At 66.1% G+C, this 18,425-nt stretch carries 15 protein-coding genes; 14 read left to right on the top strand and 1 reads right to left on the bottom strand.

Going from position 1 to position 18,425, the window contains the following annotated elements:
- The first annotated feature begins 167 nt into the window (after positions 1 to 167).
- The 14 genes from cgtA (at position 168) to DOM33_RS16380 (ending at position 17,757) form a co-directional block, all read left to right on the top strand.
- Complete coding sequence (gene cgtA / locus DOM33_RS11500; RefSeq protein ID WP_110669141.1) at positions 168 to 1,364, top strand: Obg family GTPase CgtA; 1,197 nt, start codon at positions 168 to 170, stop codon at positions 1,362 to 1,364.
- 101 nt (positions 1,365 to 1,465) lie between these two features.
- Positions 1,466 to 2,602: a glutamate 5-kinase gene (proB, locus tag DOM33_RS11495; protein ID WP_110669140.1), complete on the top strand. Its 1,137-nt coding sequence runs from the start codon at positions 1,466 to 1,468 to the stop codon at positions 2,600 to 2,602.
- A 264-nt stretch (positions 2,603 to 2,866) separates the two neighbouring features.
- Complete coding sequence (gene rpsT / locus DOM33_RS11490) at positions 2,867 to 3,133, top strand: 30S ribosomal protein S20 (protein ID WP_110669138.1); 267 nt, start codon at positions 2,867 to 2,869, stop codon at positions 3,131 to 3,133.
- 332 nt (positions 3,134 to 3,465) lie between these two features.
- Entirely contained in the window at positions 3,466 to 4,977 is a 1,512-nt protein-coding gene (gene murJ / locus DOM33_RS11485; RefSeq protein WP_239495353.1) for a murein biosynthesis integral membrane protein MurJ, read from the top strand.
- Between the two features lie 84 nt (positions 4,978 to 5,061).
- Positions 5,062 to 6,147 carry a bifunctional riboflavin kinase/FAD synthetase gene (ribF, locus tag DOM33_RS11480; RefSeq protein ID WP_110669134.1) on the top strand — a complete coding sequence of 362 codons (1,086 nt, stop codon included), beginning with the start codon at positions 5,062 to 5,064 and terminating at the stop codon, positions 6,145 to 6,147.
- 76 nt (positions 6,148 to 6,223) lie between these two features.
- The gene (gene ileS, locus DOM33_RS11475; protein WP_110669132.1) at positions 6,224 to 9,073 is read left to right on the top strand and encodes an isoleucine--tRNA ligase; all 2,850 of its coding nucleotides are present in this window, start codon (positions 6,224 to 6,226) and stop codon (positions 9,071 to 9,073) included.
- A gap of 37 nt (positions 9,074 to 9,110) precedes the next feature.
- Positions 9,111 to 9,614 (top strand): signal peptidase II, encoded by a 504-nt coding sequence (lspA, locus tag DOM33_RS11470; RefSeq protein ID WP_239495352.1) that lies wholly within the window; start codon positions 9,111 to 9,113, stop codon positions 9,612 to 9,614.
- On the top strand, positions 9,611 to 10,072 hold the full coding sequence (gene fkpB / locus DOM33_RS11465) for an FKBP-type peptidyl-prolyl cis-trans isomerase (RefSeq protein WP_110669128.1): 462 nt from the start codon (positions 9,611 to 9,613) through the stop codon (positions 10,070 to 10,072). The genes lspA and fkpB overlap by 4 nt, the downstream gene beginning before the upstream one ends.
- 23 nt (positions 10,073 to 10,095) lie before the next feature.
- Positions 10,096 to 11,064, top strand: a complete 969-nt coding sequence (gene ispH / locus DOM33_RS11460; RefSeq protein WP_110669126.1) for a 4-hydroxy-3-methylbut-2-enyl diphosphate reductase — start codon at positions 10,096 to 10,098, stop codon at positions 11,062 to 11,064.
- Positions 11,065 to 11,195: 131 nt separating this feature from the next.
- Positions 11,196 to 11,726, top strand: a complete 531-nt coding sequence (locus DOM33_RS11455) for a prepilin-type N-terminal cleavage/methylation domain-containing protein (protein WP_239495349.1) — start codon at positions 11,196 to 11,198, stop codon at positions 11,724 to 11,726.
- Entirely contained in the window at positions 11,723 to 12,505 is a 783-nt protein-coding gene (locus DOM33_RS11450) for a prepilin-type N-terminal cleavage/methylation domain-containing protein (protein ID WP_420820189.1), read from the top strand. The genes DOM33_RS11455 and DOM33_RS11450 overlap by 4 nt, the downstream gene beginning before the upstream one ends.
- Positions 12,502 to 13,044: a pilus assembly PilX family protein gene (locus DOM33_RS11445; RefSeq protein ID WP_110669122.1), complete on the top strand. Its 543-nt coding sequence runs from the start codon at positions 12,502 to 12,504 to the stop codon at positions 13,042 to 13,044. Before DOM33_RS11450 ends, DOM33_RS11445 begins: the two co-directional genes overlap by 4 nt.
- Positions 13,034 to 17,329: a pilus assembly protein gene (locus DOM33_RS11440; protein ID WP_162617961.1), complete on the top strand. Its 4,296-nt coding sequence runs from the start codon at positions 13,034 to 13,036 to the stop codon at positions 17,327 to 17,329. Before DOM33_RS11445 ends, DOM33_RS11440 begins: the two co-directional genes overlap by 11 nt.
- A 2-nt stretch (positions 17,330 to 17,331) precedes the next feature.
- A complete protein-coding gene (locus DOM33_RS16380) occupies positions 17,332 to 17,757 on the top strand; it encodes a type IV pilin protein (protein WP_110669118.1) in 426 nt (141 codons plus the stop codon).
- A gap of 63 nt (positions 17,758 to 17,820) precedes the next feature.
- Here DOM33_RS16380 and DOM33_RS11430 read toward each other — a convergent pair whose 3' ends face one another.
- Positions 17,821 to 18,423, bottom strand: a complete 603-nt coding sequence (locus DOM33_RS11430; RefSeq protein WP_110669116.1) for a GspH/FimT family pseudopilin — start codon at positions 18,421 to 18,423, stop codon at positions 17,821 to 17,823.
- Positions 18,424 to 18,425: the final 2 nt, after the last annotated feature.

The raw sequence follows: 18,425 nt of genomic DNA, 5'->3' as shown, positions 1-18,425 counted from the left end.
TGAAAAAGCCCCGCTCAGGCGGGGCTTTTTCGTATCCAGAAGGTCGATCGTAACGCGTGGCGATCGCCCCGTGGCCGAGCCGAGTGCAGCGGTCGCCTCGAGACTCGCGCCAGCGCGACTTATCGCCAGGTCTGACACGAGCGGCCAGCCGCCGCCGGGAGAGTGACATGCAGTTCGTCGATGAAACATCGATTACCGTCGAAGCCGGCCGGGGCGGCAATGGCTGCCTGAGCTTCCGGCGCGAGAAGTTCGTGCCACGGGGTGGCCCGGATGGCGGCGACGGCGGCCACGGGGGCAGCGTCTATCTGATCGGCGACGAGTCGCTGAACACGCTGATCGACTTCAAGTTCCAGCGCTTCTACAAGGCGCCGAACGGCCAGCCCGGTCAGGGCCGCCAGATGAGCGGCCGGATGGGCGAGGATCTTCACGTCAAGGTGCCGGTAGGCACCACCGTCATCGACGAGGACACTCTCGAGGTGATCGCCGACGTCACCGCGGAAGGGCAGGTCGTGCTGGTGGCTCAGGGCGGCCGTCGCGGGCTCGGCAACATTCACTTCAAGTCCTCCACCAACCGCGCGCCGCGTCGTACCACGACCGGTACCGACGGCGAGCGTCGCCGACTGCGACTGGAGATGAAGGTGATGGCCGACGTCGGCCTGCTGGGGATGCCCAATGCCGGTAAATCGACGCTGATTCGCGCCGTCTCCGCGGCCAAGCCCAAGGTCGCCAACTACCCCTTCACCACGCTGGTGCCGAACCTTGGAGTGGTGAAGCTGGGCACCCATGAGCACTTCGTGATGGCCGACGTGCCGGGGCTGATCGAAGGTGCCTCCGACGGCGCCGGCCTGGGGCTTCGTTTTCTCAAGCACCTGACGCGTACACGGCTGCTGCTTCACGTGGTCGACGCCGCGCCCTTCGACGACTCCGACCCGGTCGCGGCGGTCGAATCCATCGCCGGCGAGCTCGAAGGGTTCTCGGAGACGCTCGCCGAGCTGCCGCGCTGGCTGGTGATCAACAAGCTCGACCTGATCCCCGAAGCCGAGCGGGAAGCGCGGGTGGCCGACATTCTCGAGCGACTCGACTGGCAGGGCCCGGTCTTCCGCATTTCGGCAATTTCCGGTGACGGTACCGATACGCTGAGCCAGTCGGCCCATCGCTGGCTGACCGAGCGGCGCCAGCTCGAGCACGACGACGAGGCGGTCGCCGAGTACGAGCGCGAGATGCGCGAACGGATGGAGGCGGAGTCCGTCGCTCGCGTCGAGGCCCATCAGGCGCGGCTGCGGATCAAACGCGGCGAAGCGACCGAGGACGATGTCGACGATGACGACGACGATCACGACGTGGAGGTCGAGTACACCCGCTAGCCGTGAACGGCATGAGCGGTGGTGCGAGTCGATCGAGCGAAGCGAGCGGTTGAGCGAAGCGGGCGGTTGAACGAAGCGGGCGGTCGAGCGAAGAGGGCGTCATGACGGTGGAAGCGGCGTGGGAGAGAGAGGGGCTGACGCGGGCGAAGCGCGTCGTGGTCAAGATCGGCAGTGCGCTGCTGACCAACGACGGACGCGGGCTCGACGAGGCGGCGATCGGGTCTTGGGTGGATCAGATGGCGGTACTGCGTCAGCGCGGTATCGAAGTCGTGCTCGTGTCATCGGGCTCGATCGCCGAAGGCATGGTCAGGCTAGGTTGGCAGACGCGGCCGAGCGCGGTGCACGAGCTTCAGGCCGCCGCCGCCGTGGGGCAGAGCGGGCTCTCCCAGTGCTACGAGACTCACTTTGCCCGTCATGAACTGCGTAGCGCCCAGGTGCTGCTGACCCACGACGATCTCTCCAACCGCAAGCGCTATCTCAACGCGCGTTCGGCGCTACGCACGCTGGTCTCGCTGGGCGTGGTGCCGGTGATCAATGAAAATGACACCGTCGTCACCGACGAGATCCGCTTCGGCGACAACGACACCCTCGGCGCGCTGGTCGCCAACCTGCTCGAAGCGGATGCGCTGCTGATCCTCACCGATCAGGAAGGACTCTTCGACGCCGACCCGCGAACCAACCCCGAGGCTCGCTTGATCGCGCAGGCTCGCGCCGATGACCCGACGCTCGATGCCGTGGCGGGCGGCGGCGGTTCGCTCGGCCGCGGCGGCATGGCGACCAAGCTGCGGGCGGCGCGGCTGGCGGCCCGCTCCGGGGCGTCCACGACCATCGCCAGCGGGCGCCAGGCGGACGTGCTGACGCGGCTGATCGATGGCGAAACGTTAGGCACGCTGCTGCACCCCGACCACGCGCCGATGGCGGCGCGCAAGCGCTGGCTCGCCGGGCAGCTTCAGGTGCGCGGCACGCTCACGCTCGATGCCGGCGCCGTCGAAGTGCTGCGCTCGCAGGGGTCGAGTCTGCTGCCGGTCGGCGTGCGCGGCGTTCAGGGCGAATTCAAGCGCGGCGACATGGTGCTCTGCGTCGACGAGCAGGGCACGCGTGTCGCCAAGGGGCTGGTCAATTACGACAGCCGCGACGCCGAACGCCTCGTCGGCCAGCCGAGCCATCGCATCACCGACATTCTCGGTTACGTCGAAGCCCCGGAGCTGATCCATCGCGACAACCTGGTGGTGCTCTGAGCCAGGCCGTTGGGGCCGGCGCTACTGGTTTTGGCGCGAACGGCTGTGATAGAATCCCGCATCCTCTCAGACACGGCCCGTGAAAGACTGTTCTGCCCGGGGTGATCTGTCCCGCAGGCAACGGTCGTCGTGACCTGAATTCGTTGCGTTTTCGGGTGCGATCGGAAGATTCGGCCTCATCATTCAGAGCGCCCGGCAGCCATCATGAGCGGTCGGGTGGTTTAACTTACAGAATTGACTGTCAACATCTCCAAGGAGTCGACGGTGGCGAATACCAAGCAGGCGCGTAAGCGCGCACGTCAGGCGGAAGAGCGTCGCGTTCACAACGCAAGTCAGCGTTCCATGGTCCGCACTTACATCAAGCGCGTGATCAAGGCGATCCAGTCCGGCGATCAGGCTCAGGCCAATAGCGAGTTCAAGGCCGCGCAGCCGGTCATCGACCGCATCGCCGACAAGGACGCGCTCTCCAAGCGCAAAGCGGCCCGCATCAAGAGCCGTCTGAACAAGCGCATCAAGGCGCTGGCTGCCTGAGCCGGACGCGTTCGATGAGAAAACCGGCTTCGGCCGGTTTTTTTGTATCCGTCTTTCTCGAATCGCCCCGTGCAACGAAGCGCGAGGCGCCCGGCCGGTCGCTTCCGCGGGACGAGTGGCCGCGATTGGCACCGATGCCGTCCGCGTTGCGAAACGTGGCGGAAAGCGCGAAATGCTGATGGCACGAGAGGCGTAGAGAGACGGGCGAGGCAGGCGAGCGAAGAGAGATCATGAGCAACGATGTCCCTCAGAAAGAGTCCGAGGCGGTGGCCGAAGCGGCCACCGGTGGCTCCGCCACACCGGTGAGCCGCGGTGGCCTGCTGCGCTCCGGCATGGTGGTCAGCACGATGACGCTGTTTTCCCGGGTGCTGGGGCTGGCGCGGGACGTGGTGATCGCCGCGCTGCTCGGCGCGGGCAGCGGCGCGGATGCGTTCTTCGTGGCCTTCAAGATTCCCAACTTCATGCGTCGGCTCTTCGCCGAGGGCGCGTTCAATCAGGCCTTCGTGCCGGTGCTCTCGGAATACGCCACGAACCGCACCCGCGCCGAGGTGCGTGAGCTGCTCGACGCCGTCTCCGGCAGTCTTGCGGTGGTGCTGGCGCTGATCACTGCCGCCGCGATTGCCGCCGCGCCGTGGCTGGTGTGGCTCTTCGCGCCGGGGTTTCAGTCTGACCCCGGAAAGCTTGCACTGACCGCCGAGATGCTCCGGCTCACCTTTCCCTATCTATTGCTGATCTCGCTGACCGCCTTCGCCGGCAGCGTTCTTAACACCTGGGAGCGCTTCGCGATTCCAGCGTTCACGCCAGTGCTGCTCAACATCAGCCTGATCGGCGCGGCGCTCTGGCTCACGCCACAGATGAGCGACCCGGCGCTGGGGCTCGCCTGGGGCGTGCTGATCGCCGGCGCGGCGCAGCTGGTATTTCAGCTGCCGTTTCTGGTGCGGCTCGGGCTCGCCCCGCGCCCCTGGCCCAACTTCAGGCACCCGGGCGTGCGGCGAATCCTGCGCTTGATGACGCCGGCGCTCTTCGGGGTGTCGGTGTCGCAGATCAATCTGCTGCTGGATACTGTGCTCGCCTCCTTTCTGGTCTCGGGCAGCGTCTCCTGGCTCTACTACTCGGATCGGCTGGTGGAGCTGCCGCTCGGGGTCTTCGGCATCGCCATTGCCACCGTGATTCTGCCGGCGCTCTCCAAGCGCCACGCCGAGCAGTCCCGCGAGCACTTCGGGAAAATGCTCGACTGGGCGCTGCGCATGGTGCTGCTGATCGGGCTACCGGCGGCGCTGGCGCTGATGCTGCTCGCCGAGCCGCTGCTGGTGAGCCTGTTCCACTACGGTGCGATGACCGACCACGACGTGGTGATGGCGGCACGCAGTCTGCGCGCCTACGCGCTCGGCCTGCTGGCGTTCATGCTGATCAAGGTGCTGGCACCGGGCTTTTTCGCCCGTCAGGACACCAAGACCCCGGTGAAGATCGGCATCATCGCCATGGTTGCCAACATGGTGATGAACCTGGCACTGATCGTGCCGCTGGCGCACGCCGGGCTGGCGCTGGCGACGGCGCTGTCGGCGTTTCTCAACGCCGGCCTGCTGGCGGCCGGGCTGCGTCGTGAGGGCGTGCTGCAGTTCCAGCCGGGCTGGGGGCGCTACGCGATCCAGGTGCTCGGCGGCTGTGCGCTGATGGGGGCCGGGCTCTGGTGGCTCTGCCCCGAGTGGCATCAGTGGCTCGCGTGGGGGGCCTTGATGCGCGTCGGTGTGCTGCTGGCGCTGGTCGTCGGCGGCGCGGCGCTCTACTTCGTCTGGCTCGCGGTGAGCGGCGTGCGTCTGCGACACTTCAGGCTGCGCGGCTGATGCCGCGGGGATCGACTGACTTCGGCGGCTGATAGGGAAGAGTGCCTTGGTTATACTGTGGACCCTGACAAACGGCGAGTCGGTATGGAACTGATCCGAGGCCTGCACAACCTGAACGGTACGACGCCGGAACACGGCGGCTGCGTGGCGACCATCGGCAATTTCGACGGCGTCCACCTCGGGCATCAGGCGATTCTCGAGCAGCTCAAGGCGCTTTCTCGCGCGGCCGACCTGCCGCTGACGGTGGTCATCTTCGAGCCGCAGCCGCGAGAGTTCTTCGCCGGCGAGCAGGCACCGCCCCGGCTGACCCGGCTGCGTGACAAGGTCGAGCTGCTCGATGCCTTCGGCGCCGATCGCGTGCTCTGCCTGCCGTTCAACGATGCCCTGCGCAGTCTCACCGCCAATGAGTTCGTCCAGCGCGTGCTGATCGACGGGCTGCGAGTGCGTCATCTGGTCGTCGGCGACGACTTCCGCTTTGGCTGCGACCGCGCCGGCGACTTCGCACTGCTGCAGGCGGTGGGGCGCGAGCGTGGCTTTGCCGTGGAGCATACCCGCACGTTCTTGCTGGACGACGAACGCGTCTCCAGTACGCGGGTGCGCACGCTGCTGGCGAGCGGCAACTTCCATCAGGCGGCCCGCATGCTGGGCCGACCCTACGCCTATCGCGGCCGGGTGGTGCGCGACCAGCAGCTCGGCCGCACCATTGGCGTGCCGACGGCGAACGTGCCGCTGCCGCGCTGGCCGCTGGCGATGCGCGGCGTCTTCGCCTGCGCCACCCGCCTGCCCAATGGCGAATGGGTGGCGAGCGTGGCCAACATCGGCTGGCGCCCCACCGTGGGTGCCGAGCGGGCGCTGCTGGAGGTGCATCTGCTCGACCGCCGCGCCGAGCTCTACGGCGAGTCGCTGACGGTGGTGCCCTGCGCGCGGCTGCGCGGCGAGGTGAAGTTCGACGCCTTCGACGCCCTCGTCGAGCAGATTCATCGCGACCTCGACGACGCCCGGCGCTACTTCGCGGCGGCCGATGCCTCGGCGAGCGATCCGACGGCAGAGCCGAACGAAGCCGCCGCGCAGAAGCCGCGGCTAGCGAGCTTCCCGATGGCGCGCTTCCCGCTCGCCTCGGCGCCGCTCCCCCATGACATTGCTTATCCGGGTTCGGCGCCGAGCGAATGACCGCGGTCTCGAGCGAACCGACGAACACAGCCCTGAGCGGACCGATCAAAATAGCCTTGAGCGAATCGACAACATCATGAGCGACTACAAGCACACGCTGAATCTGCCTTCGACCGACTTTCCCATGCGCGGCAATCTGCCCGCGCGGGAGCCGGGGCGAATCGCGCAGTGGAACGACATGAACCTCTACGCCAAGCTGCGCGAGACCCGCGCTGGGCGCGAGCGGTTCGTGCTCCACGATGGCCCGCCCTATGCCAACGGCAGCATTCACATCGGCCATGCGGTCAACAAGTTGCTCAAGGACTTCATCGTCAAGTCCAAGAATCTCGCCGGCTTCGATGCGCCCTACGTACCGGGCTGGGACTGTCACGGCCTGCCGATCGAGCACAAGGTCGAGACGACCCACGGCAAGCACCTGCCGGCGGGCGAAGCGCGGGCGCTCTGCCGCGAGTACGCCGGCGCCCAGGTCGAGGTGCAGAAGGGAGGCTTCGTGCGGCTCGGCGTCCAGGGCGACTGGGACCACCCCTATCTGACCATGAACTTCGCCAACGAAGCCGGCGAAATCCGTGCGCTGGCGGCAATGGTCAAGGGCGGCTTCGTCTTCAAGGGGTTGAAGCCGGTCAACTGGTGTTTCGACTGCGGTTCGGCGCTGGCGGAAGCCGAGGTCGAGTATCAGGACAAGCAGTCCGATGCCATCGACGTCGCCTTTCCCAGTGCGGACGATGCCGGACTCGCCGCAGCCTTCGGTCTCGAGACGCTGGCCAAACCCGCCGCCGCGGTGATCTGGACCACCACACCCTGGACGATTCCCGCCAACCAGGCGCTCAACGTCCACCCGGAGTTCACCTACGCGCTGGTCGATACCGGCGAGCGCCTGCTGCTGCTCGCCGAAGAGCTGGTCGAGAGCTGCCTCGAGCGCTTCGAGCTGAGCGGGACCGTCGTCGCCACCGCCCCGGGCACCGCTCTCGAGCGGCTGGCGTTTCGTCATCCGCTCGCCGCGAGCGACGCCGGTTTCGATCGGCGCTCGCCGGTCTATCTCGCCGACTACGTCGAGCTCGGCGCGGGCACCGGCATCGTCCACTCGGCGCCGGCCTACGGCGAGGACGACTTCGTCACCTGCCGCGCCTACGGCATGAGCTTCGACGAGATCCTCAACCCGGTGCAGAGCAACGGCGTCTACGCCGATGATCTGGCGCTCTTCGGCGGGCAGATGATCTGGAAGGCCAACCCGCAGATCGTCACCGCCCTCGGTGAGGCGAATGCGCTGCTCGGCCATGAGCGGATCCACCACAGCTACATGCACTGCTGGCGGCACAAGTCGCCGGTCATCTATCGCGCCACCGCGCAGTGGTTCGTGGGCATGGATCGTGAGGGTGAGGACGGGCGCACGCTGCGTGAAACGGCGCTTGCCGGTATCGAGGCGACCGACTTCATCCCCGCCTGGGGCAAGGCGCGGCTGCACTCGATGATCGCCAACCGCCCGGACTGGTGCATCTCGCGTCAGCGCAACTGGGGCGTACCGATTCCGTTCTTCCTGCATCGGGCGAGCGGCGAGCTGCATCCGCGTACCACCGAGCTGATGGAAGCCGTCGCCGAGCGCGTCGAGCAGCGCGGCATCGACGCCTGGTTCGATCTCGAGGCGAGCGAGCTGCTGGGCGACGAGGCCGCCGACTACGAGAAGGTGTCCGACACGCTCGACGTCTGGTTCGACTCCGGCACCACCCACTGGCACGTGCTGCGCGGCTCGCACTCGCTCGGCCACGACATCGGCCCCCGCGCGGATCTCTACCTCGAGGGCTCGGATCAGCACCGCGGCTGGTTCCACTCGTCGCTGCTCACCGGCAGCGCCATCGACGGCCATCCGCCCTACAAGGCGCTGCTGACGCACGGTTTCACCGTCGACGAGAAGGGCCGCAAGATGTCCAAGTCGCTCGGCAACGTGGTCGCGCCGCAGCAGGTGATGGACAAGCTCGGTGCCGACATCCTGCGCCTCTGGGTCGCTTCCACCGACTACTCCGGCGAGATGGCGGTGTCGGACGAGATCCTCAAGCGCACCGCCGACGTCTACCGGCGTATCCGCAACACCTCGCGCTTCTTGCTCGGCAACCTTACCGGCTTCGACCCGGCGAGCCACAGCGTCGCCTTCGACGACATGCTGGCGCTGGACCGCTGGGCGGTGGATCGCGCCGCGGTGCTGCAGTCGCGCATCGAGCAGGCCTACGCCGACTACCGCTTCCGCGATGTCTACCAGCAGGTGCACGACTTCTGCGCCCGCGACATGGGCGGGTTCTATCTCGATATCATCAAGGATCGTCAGTACACCACGCAGGCGGACTCGCTGGCGCGGCGCAGCTGCCAGACGGCGCTCTACCACATCGTCGAGGCGCTCTCCCGCTGGATCGCGCCGATCCTCTCGTTCACCGCCGAGGAGATCTTCGAGAACGTCCCCGGCGAACGCGGCGAGAGCGTGCTGCTCGAGACCTACTACGAGGGGCTTTCGACCCTACCGGCGGATGCCGAGATGAACCGCGAGTTCTGGGACGCGGTGATCGACGTGAAACACGCGGTCAACTCAGCGCTCGAGGCCGCGCGCAACGAGGGCGTCATCAAGGGCGCGCTGGACAGCGAAGTGACCCTCTACGTCAACGACGAGTTCCACGCGCTGCTGTCGCGCTTCGAGGACGAGCTGCGTTTCGTGCTGATCACCTCCGAGGCCCGTCTCGCGCCGCTCGTCGAAGGCACCGACGCCAAGCAGACCGAGCTCGATGGCCTCAAGGTCGCCGTGCGGCTGAGCCCGTACGAGAAGGACGAGCGCAGCTGGGAGCGGCGGCCGGACGTGGGGGCCGATGCCGAGCATCCGACGCTCTCCGCGCGCTCCATCGCCAACCTGCCGGACGGCCCGGGCGAGGTACGCCGCTTTGCCTGACGCCAACGTCGATACCGCCGCTCGCGGCGCGGCACCGATGCACCGGCCGCTGCGCTGGCTGCTGCTCTCGCTGGCGGTGATCGTGCTCGATCTCGGCGTGAAGGCGCTGGCGAGCGCCAACCTGGAGTACGGTCGACCGCTGGAAGTGCTGCCGGTCTTCAACCTGACGCTCTTGCACAACACCGGCGCGGCGTTCAGCTTTCTCGCCGAGCACGCCGGCTGGCAGCGCTGGTTCTTCGCCATCGTCGCCATCGGTGCCAGCATCGGCCTGACGGTGTGGCTAACCCGGCTCAAGCGCGGCGAGACGCTCACCGCCGTGTCGCTGGCGCTGGTGATCGGCGGGGCGATCGGCAATCTCTACGATCGCCTCGCGCACGGCTACGTGGTCGACTATCTATCGTTTCACTGGGGCGGCTACTATTTCCCCGCCTTCAATCTGGCCGACACCGCCATCACGCTGGGCGCCATCGGCCTGATTCTGCAGTCACTATTCGAGTCGCGACGCGACAAGCGACACGCGGCGCAGGAGGAGCAGTCATGAACACTGACGAGACGAACGAGACGTATCGCGTCGGCGACGGCATGGAGGTGACGCTCCACTTCACCGTCAAGCTGGAGGACGGCGAGATCGTCGACTCCACTCGGGGCAAGGCGCCGGCGACGTTCCAGGTCGGCGACGGCAACCTGCCGCCGGGCTTCGAGGCGCCAATGAAGGGGCTCACCGCCGGCGAGCAGGGCAGCTATGCGATTTCGCCGGAGCACGCCTTCGGTCAGCACAATCCGCAGAACGTGCAGCGCCTGCCGCGGGACAGCTTCGAAGAGACGGTCGAGCCCGGCACGATGATGTCGTTCGCCGACCCCGCCGGCGGCGAGCTGCCCGGCGTGATCGCAAGCGTCGACGAGCGCTACGTCGATGTGGACTTCAATCATCCGCTGGCGGGGCGTACCCTGACCTTCGAAGTCGAGGTCATCGACGTGCGCCCGGCAACCACACACTGAGCAGCGCCAAGCGCGAGGTTCCTATGTCCGCCCCTCTGCAAATCAAGCTGGCCAACCCGCGCGGTTTCTGCGCCGGCGTCGATCGTGCCATCGACATCGTCAACCGCGCGCTCGATGTCTTCGGGCCGCCGGTCTACGTGCGCCATGAAGTTGTCCACAACCGTTTCGTCGTCGACAGCCTGCGCGAGCGTGGCGCCATCTTCGTCGAAGAGCTCGACGAAGTGCCGGACGATGTCCTGGTGATCTTCTCCGCGCACGGCGTCTCCCAGGCGGTGGAAGAGGAGGCCGAGCGGCGCGGGCTGAAGATCTTCGATGCCACCTGCCCGCTGGTGACCAAGGTCCACATGGAAGTCCTGCGCTACGCCAAGCGCGGCCAGGAGTGCATCCTGATCGGCCACGCCGGACACCCCGAGGTCGAGGGCACCATGGGGCGCTACGACACGCGCCACGGCGGTGCCATCTATCTCGTCGAGGACGAGGAAGACGCCGCCAATCTCGAGGTGCGCGATCCGTCCAAACTCGCCTTCGTCACCCAGACCACGCTCTCCATGGACGACACCGCCAAGGTGATCGATGCGTTGCGCGAGCACTTCCCCGAGATCCAGGGGCCGCGCAAGGACGATATCTGCTACGCCACCCAGAACCGCCAGGACGCAGTGCGGGAGCTCGCCGACACCTCGGACATGGTGCTGGTCGTGGGTAGCGTCAACAGCTCCAACTCCAATCGGCTGCGCGAGCTCTCCGAGCGCATGGGCACGCCGGCCTACCTCATCGACGACGCCGAGCAGATCGAAGCCGGCTGGCTCGAAGGTATCCAGCGCATCGGCATCACCGCCGGCGCCAGCGCCCCGGAGGTGCTGGTCAAGGGCGTCATCGCCAAGCTTGAGTCGCTCGGCGCCGCCGCCCCCGAGGAGCTCGACGGCCGCCCCGAGACCATCACTTTCTCCATGCCGCGGGAACTGCGCGAGCAGGTCATCGTCAGCGAAGCGTGATCCAGCGCTAAACTCCCTTCCTTCCCGGCCGATACAGGGTAATTAAATGTAACCACCCGGGGTTCGGTGGTTGTTACCCTTTCGGCCGCCTCGCTTCCCGGCAGGCGGTTCTCTCGAGCGTCGAGGGACCGGTGATCGTTCAACAGTCGATAGCCCCCAGCAGGATTCTCGACGTTCCGCTCAATCCCAGGGGCGGCACGTCTCAGCGCGGCGTAACGCTCGTCGAGTCGCTGATCGCGCTGCTGGTGCTCGCGATCGCGCTGCTTGGCGTTGCCAGCCTTCAGCTTCTCGCCCAGCGCGACGAGATCGACGCGCGCGCGCGCTCGATGGCCGTCACCCTGGGGGGCGATCTTTTCGAGCAGCTGCGCCTCGCCCCCGAGGGCATCGACGATCTGACGATCGGCGGCGATACGCTCGGCGGCTGTAGCGCGACCACCCAGGCCCTCTGCGAGCGCATTCGGGCATGGCAGTCCACGCTCGCCACGCGATTGCCCAACGCGGCCGTCGATTTCGCGTCCGACTCGATCGGCGGTCGTCTGACGCAAGTCTCGCTATCGATCGGCTGGCGGCGGGCGGCCTCCATGGCGTCACCGGACTGCCGTCAGATCCGACGTGTGGACGAGACCCCGAACGGCTGTATCCATCTCGAGACGGTGCTATGACGTTTAGCGGCTTGGGCTCTGACTACGCGCCCGCCAGTCGTCAAGCCGGCATGAGCCTCGTCGAGCTCATGGTCTCCATGGTGATCGGTCTGATGCTGGTGCTCATGGTCACGCAATACCTGATCGCGAGCCGTCAGAGCTACCAGTCGTCGATGGCCAACGGCGAGGCGCAGGACGCTCGGCGGTTCGCGCTCAATCTCGTCCAGCATCAGCTCTGGCTGGCCGGCTACAGCGATGACTGGTCGGATTTCGACGTCGCCTTTCCCACCTTCGAGAGTGAAGACGCTCGAGTGCCGAGCTTCGAAAAAGCGCAGCTCGTGGCCTCGACCGGTGACGATGTCTGGGTTCGCTATCGGGCCCCGGCGCTGGCGGACCAGCCGTCGAATCACTGCGATGGGACAGTGTTCTCCGGTGAGGAGGGTGGCGCGAACGCCATCGCCATGACGCGACTCTATCTCGACGGCGATACGCTGCGATGCAAGGTCTATTTCGCCGGACGCGACCCCAATAATTCGCTGCCTCTGCTCAACGATGTCGACGCCGTGCGGTGGTCGTTTTTCGATCAGGACGACAGGTGGAAAGCCCCCGCCGATGTCGACTGGCGCTCGGTCAGGGCGATTCGGCTTACCGCCATCCTTGCCTCCCACGAGGGCAGCGGAGAGCGGTTCGAACAGCAGTTCGACTGGGGTGAGAAGACGCTCGGGTTCGACGATGGCAGGGCGCGGGCGCTGGCGGAAATCACCACGACGCTGCGCAATCTGCCGGAGCGGTCACGATGATTGGGCCTTCCCAGCAGAGGGGCGCGGCGCTTCTGGTGACGCTGGTGCTCGTGGCGCTCATTTCGCTGCTCACGCTCGGCGCCAGTGAAACCGCGCGTCTTCAGCAGCGTCTCGCCAGCAACGAGCTGGCCCACCAGATGGCTTTCCAGGCCGCCGAGGCGGCGCTCAAGGACGCCGAGCGTCGAATTTCGGAGACGGCCGATCTGACGCTTTTCTGCAGCGGTGGCGACGCCGTCTACCCCATCACCACGCAAGCGGGGCTCGAAGACGACGACCGCTGGCGTCGACTGGAACAGCAGGGTCGAGCTGTCGATCTATCGCTCTATAGCGTCGAGGGCAGCGAACTCGCTCCCCCGCCGCGGTATCTGGTGGGCTGCATCGCCCCGGCGCTGATCGACGGCTACTTCGATACCGAGCCGGTCGTCAAGGGCCAGGCGAGCGAGAGCGCCAACCCGCGCTACTTCTTTCGCGTCTTCGCCATCGGCTACGGCCCGGCCGGCCAGGCCAGACAGCGGCTCGAGGCGCGCTATGTCTTCTAGATCGATCCGGCGGGTAGTGAGTCATTGTGCAGCAGTCGGGCTGCTATGGGCGGTGGCCGCCCAGGCCGCTGACGACGTGGCCTACTACGCGCCCCAGAGCGCCCAGGCCGAGGCGTCGCCTCGCAGCATGCTGGCGCTCTCCAACGATCATCAGTGGTTCTACAAGGCGTACACCGACTGGTCGGATCTCGATGGCGACGGCCTCATCGACGCCACCTACAAAGACAGTATCGAGTACTACGGCTATTTCGACGGCTTCGGCTGCTATCAGTACGACCCGGGGTTGGCCGGCGGCGCCTTCAAACGCGTGGGCGATGCGGATGCCAAGGATCACAGCTGTAAGGGCAACAAGTCCTGGAGCGGCAACCTGCTCAACTGGGCAACGATGACGCGCATCGACGTCATCCGAAAGGCGCTCTATGGCGGCAAGCGCTATCGCGATACGCCAAGCGACACCACGCTGCTCGAACGTGCTTTCCTGCCGATGGACTCGCACAGCTTCAGCAAGATTCTCTCCGACTCGAACGTCATCAACCGAAACACCCCATTCAACGGCAAGCAGTCCATTACCTTCTGCAACACCACTTACCACCCGGTGGTGTCTGACTACTCCGGCGACGTCACGGATCCGCCGTTGATCCGAGTCGCGAGCCGTAACAAGGCAGAAGGCTGGCCCCTTTGGGCGAGTACCGAGCGATGGCAGTGCCCCTGGCGCTATGAGGGTCGCAACGTCGGCTGGGGTGACTATCCGGAACGAGATGGAGGCAGTAGTACCGCCGAGTACAAGGCGCGGGTCGAGGTCTGTGCCGAGAATCGCCAGGGCTGTCAGGCCTATCCGGGGTCGAATCACCCAAAGCCCGTGGGGCTGCTGCACGACTACGCCGACGACGTCGAGTTCGGGCTCTTCAGCGGTTCTTATCAGAACAACAAGCGTGGCGGCGTGCTACGCGCGAATTTCGAGAATTTCGGCAACGAGTTCGATGCCGCCAGCGGCGTCTTCGCGTCCGACTACGCCGGTATCGTCAGCAACCTCGATGCGCTCAAGATCGCGCGTTACAGCTACCTGGACGGTAACTACAACGCGACCAGTGGCGATAACTGCCCTTGGGGGAAGTCCTCGTTCAACAATGGCAGCTGTTCCAACTGGGGCAATCCGCTCGCCGAGATCGCGCTCGAGACATTGCGCTACATCACTGGCGAGACATCGCCCACCTCACGCTTCTCCGTGGGCACCGGCCGCGTCGAGCAGGAGTTCATTCCGGGGCTGACCTCGCCTGAGTGGCGTAACGACATCGGTGACAAGTGGTGCGCGCCGCACTCGCTGCTGGTGGTCAACGCCAGCGAGATCTCTTTCGATGGCGACGATCTGGGAGCGTCTTCGTCTACCGCGCTCACTGCCTCGGCGATCAGTGCGGCGACCACGGCGATTGGTAGCGCCGAAGGCGTGCCTGGCGACTATTTCATTGGGCAGACGTCGACAAGCAGGTTCAGCGCGGAGGACAAGTTCTGCACCGCCAAGTCTCTCTCAAGCCTGGCGGACGCCCAAGGGCTCTGTCCGATGGCGCCCGGGCTCGAGGGAACCTACCACGTCGCCGGCCTCTCTCGGCTGGCGCAGAATCAGTCGCTGATTCGCGGCCCCAAAGGGGAGCAGGGGCGCCCGATCGATACCTACGCGGTCCAGCTGGCTTCCAATATACCCATCATCGAGATCCCGATCGGCGGCGACCGTCATGTCTCGCTGATTCCTGCCTGCGCGAATACGTCAAAAGGGGCCGAAGGCAAGTGCGCCATCGTCGATTTCGAGGTCATCGATCAGGCGCCGGACGGATCGAGCGGCGCGTTCATGATCGACTGGGAGGATTCGGAATTCGGCGGCGATCACGATCTCGACGTCGAGGTCGCGCTCTCTTATGAGCTCAAGGATCAGCGCCTCGCCGTTACTACCGACGTAACCCGCGCCTCGGCATCGCTGCAACTGGGGCTTGGCTACATTCTGAGCGGAACCAGCGGCCGCTTCGGCGCAGGAGCCAAGTCCAACGATATCGTGGTCGAGCAGAGCGACGGCTTCAACGCGCACTCCGGTATCAATGGCTTTACCTACCCGAACTCCATTTGCGGCAACGATAGCGGGTGCTATAGCGCCCGCAGCAGTACCGCCACCTATCGTGTCTCGGGCAGCACCGGTCGCGAACTCGAGACGCCGCTCTACTACGCCGCCAAGTACGGCAACGACGGCCGCACCACGAGCGGGTCGCCAAGCGCCTATTTCGAGGTCGATCGTATCGGCGAACTCGCCGAATCGCTGCGCGAGCTGCTCACGCAGGTACTCAATAATACCAACCGCAGCGGCGCCGGCATCGAAGTGGGCTACGAAGGCGAAGTCGAGGATTTCGTCTTTCAGACCGTCTACAACAATCAGTACAGCTGGTCCGGCGACGTCCGCGCCTCGCGCCTCGATGACAGCGGCGGGCGCGAGTCGATCTGGAGCGCCCGGGATCGGCTGCCTGCCCCTTCGGCGCGGACCATCATCACGCAGAGTACCGAAAGATCGGGCATGGCGTTCACGTCCGATGCGCTGCAGGCCGCCTACGGGGAGGCGTTCGGTGATCTCCCCGCCCGGGCGGACTATCTGCGCGGCGACACTCGCCAGGAGCGTCGCAACGGCGGCAATCGACGCGACCGGCTCTGGGTCAACGGTACGGATGCCGCGAAGCTGGGCGATTTCATCGGGTCTCGGCCCTATCTGGTGAGCGTGCCGAACACCTATCACGTGCCCGATGCCGGTGACACCAGCTACGCCGACTACCGCGTGAATCGAAGAGATCGGCGCGCCATGCTCTACGTCGGCGGTAACGACGGCATGCTTCATGGCTTCGATGCCGAGACCGGCGTCGAGAAACTCGCCTACGTCCCCGGGCTCATCCTGCCTGCGCTCGCCGAGCTCGGCGACGACGATGAGAGGCATCGCTACTACGTCGACGGCAGTCCGACCGTGCTCGACGCCCGTCGTGGAGACAACGGGACCGGCGAGTGGTTGTCACTGTTGGTCAGCGGGTTGGGCTCGGGCGCCCCCGGTGTCTTCGCGCTCGATGTCACCGAGCCCGCCGATTTTTCCCAGCGCAACGCCGACGCTATCGCGCTGTGGGAGTATGGCGTCGCCGACGACGTCGCCCGTTTCGGCGGCGACTCTCAGCTCGGCCACGTCTACAACCGACCGAGCGTCGTCCGGCTCGAGAACGACCGCTACGCCGTGGTGTTCGGCAACGGGCCTTTCAACGCTGCCGGCAAGGCGAGTCTCTACGTGCTCTACGTGGACGCCGGGCAAGGGGCGAACGGCGCCTGGCGGATCAGCGATGTCGAGCGCCTGACGCCGAGCGGGGCGATGAACGCGGGTGACAACGGCATGAGTACGGTGTCGCTCATCGATCGCGACAACAACGGCCGCATCGATCTGGCCTATGGCGCCGACCTGCAGGGCAATGTCTGGCGCTTCGATCTCTCGGCGAGTGACAGCGCCAGCTGGGCGGCGGGCATGCAGCGGTTGTTCACCGCCGAGCGCAACGGCCAGCGTCAGGTGCTCACCTCGACGCTGGAGGTGGGTCGACATCCCGACGGCGGGTTCATGCTCTTTTTCGGCTCCGGCGCGCAGGAGGGGGCCGGGCTTCCGACGTCGCAGAGCCGTCGCACGGCCGACAGCTTCTACGCGATTCGCGACTATCGCGCTGGCGTGGCGCGACGCGATCCTCTGACCCGCACCGACCTCGATGCGCGAATTCTGTCGAGCGGTCCGCTCGCCCGCGAAACGGACAGCGTGACGATTCGCTATCTGGAAAGCGTGGATACGCAACGCTACCCCGTCGACGGCTGGTTTCTCGATTTCGAAGGCGCCGAGCGCGTCGTGGACAGCCCCTCGGTTCGCGGCAATCGCATTCTGTTCTCTTCGCTGATCCCCGGGCACGGCATGTGTGGCGCCGAGGACTCGGGCTTTCTCTTCGAACTCAACGCCTGGTACGGCGCGGCGTTCGAGTCGCCGGTGCTCGACGTCAACGACGATGGTCGTGTCGACGGTGAAGATCGTTATACCCCGGACGGATTCGATCAGCGCTACGTGCCGATCGGCGTCGCGACCGAAGGCGCGCTGTTCACGCCGGAGGTTATCGTCAGCGACGACGGTCAGCAGGAGCGCAAGGTCAGCGTCAACACCCAAGGCGACTTCGTGACGATCGTCGAGATGCCGCTCAATCGCATTCGTCTGGGCCGCGTGTCCTGGCGCGTTCTGGAGTAGATATGGTTTTCCGCCGCCATCGAGGTTTCACCCTGATCGAACTGATGATTGCCGTGGCGATCATCGGCATCCTGGCCGCGATCGCCATACCCAGCTATATCGGCTATGTCGAGCGCGCTCAGACGCGGGATGCCCAGGCGACGCTGCAGTCGATGGCGCTGGCGCTCGAACGTCGCTACTCGCAGACCTACCGCTACGGTGACGACACAGGGGAAAGCGTGTCTCCCTCCGAGCGCGGCTTGTCGCCGGATCAGTCTCCCCCCAGCGGCACGCCCATCTATGAAATCGCCCTGACCATCACCGACGACGGACAGCGCTATCGGCTGGAAGCCGAACGCGTGAAAGCCGGCCGCGGCGCGCCAGCGTGTCATGTTCTCAGCCTCGACAGCGAAGGCAGACGTACCCCCGCACCCGGCGCCTGTGATTGAGGCCGGTCGTCGTAGCGACGCTCGCGGGCGGCTCTTCGGCGTTACCCGCGGCGGGGGCGGCGACTACTCGTCCTGCGATGGACCGTCGGTACTGTCGCTAGCGACATCGGCGATGCGCAGGCGGGCGTGGTGCACCACGATCTTCTTGGCATGCGTGCCGAGCGCCGGATTGGCGATGACGATGCTCCCGGCACGTCGACCCTGGGTGAACCCCAGCGGGGTGTAGCCGATACCGTCAGCGAGACTGCCGGGGTCGATCGCCACGCGCCGGCTGGTTGGCTGACTGACGCCGATGAGTCGCTCGTCGGCGTCCAGGGTGGTGCTGGCGTCGTCATCGATGAAGAGCAATAGCGTTCCGCTCCAGCCCTCGCTGGCATCGCACGTCGTACCGTCGACGCTGGGGCAGAGCCAGGTCGGTCGTCCCTGCTGCGCGGCTTCCAGGCGCGCGCGTCGCAGCTGCTGCCATATCCGTTGCACTTCGCCATCCAGCTCCATCCTGGCGGAGAGATTGGCCAGTCCCGGCGCGGCCCAGCTGGCGAGGATGCCGAGGATGACGACCACTACCATCAGCTCCATCAGCGTAAAGCCGCGTTCGCGCGTGCGGCTGACCCGTGAAGGCGAGGGCGGCAGGGGAGACGTAGAGAAGGCGCCACTGGCACGAGGCATGT

The sequence above is a fragment of the Salinicola halophilus genome (assembly GCF_003206155.1).
Taxonomy (GTDB): domain Bacteria; phylum Pseudomonadota; class Gammaproteobacteria; order Pseudomonadales; family Halomonadaceae; genus Salinicola; species Salinicola halophilus.
This window is presented reverse-complemented; position numbering and strand designations above follow the sequence as displayed.

Bases quoted from the DNA above. Each gene is read 5' to 3' on its own strand.
- DOM33_RS11440 (WP_162617961.1), top strand. From the start codon at position 13,034: ATGTCTTCTAGATCGATCCGGCGGGTAGTGAGTCATTGTGCAGCAGTC.
- fkpB (WP_110669128.1), top strand. From the start codon at position 9,611: ATGAACACTGACGAGACGAACGAGACGTATCGCGTCGGCGACGGCATG.
- lspA (WP_239495352.1), top strand. From the start codon at position 9,111: ATGCACCGGCCGCTGCGCTGGCTGCTGCTCTCGCTGGCGGTGATCGTG.
- DOM33_RS11445 (WP_110669122.1), top strand. From the start codon at position 12,502: ATGATTGGGCCTTCCCAGCAGAGGGGCGCGGCGCTTCTGGTGACGCTG.
- DOM33_RS11430 (WP_110669116.1), bottom strand. From the start codon at position 18,423: ATGCCTCGTGCCAGTGGCGCCTTCTCTACGTCTCCCCTGCCGCCCTCG.
- proB (WP_110669140.1), top strand. From the start codon at position 1,466: ATGACGGTGGAAGCGGCGTGGGAGAGAGAGGGGCTGACGCGGGCGAAG.
- ribF (WP_110669134.1), top strand. From the start codon at position 5,062: ATGGAACTGATCCGAGGCCTGCACAACCTGAACGGTACGACGCCGGAA.
- ispH (WP_110669126.1), top strand. From the start codon at position 10,096: ATGTCCGCCCCTCTGCAAATCAAGCTGGCCAACCCGCGCGGTTTCTGC.
- DOM33_RS11450 (WP_420820189.1), top strand. From the start codon at position 11,723: ATGACGTTTAGCGGCTTGGGCTCTGACTACGCGCCCGCCAGTCGTCAA.
- murJ (WP_239495353.1), top strand. From the start codon at position 3,466: ATGGTGGTCAGCACGATGACGCTGTTTTCCCGGGTGCTGGGGCTGGCG.
- DOM33_RS16380 (WP_110669118.1), top strand. From the start codon at position 17,332: ATGGTTTTCCGCCGCCATCGAGGTTTCACCCTGATCGAACTGATGATT.
- cgtA (WP_110669141.1), top strand. From the start codon at position 168: ATGCAGTTCGTCGATGAAACATCGATTACCGTCGAAGCCGGCCGGGGC.
- ileS (WP_110669132.1), top strand. From the start codon at position 6,224: ATGAGCGACTACAAGCACACGCTGAATCTGCCTTCGACCGACTTTCCC.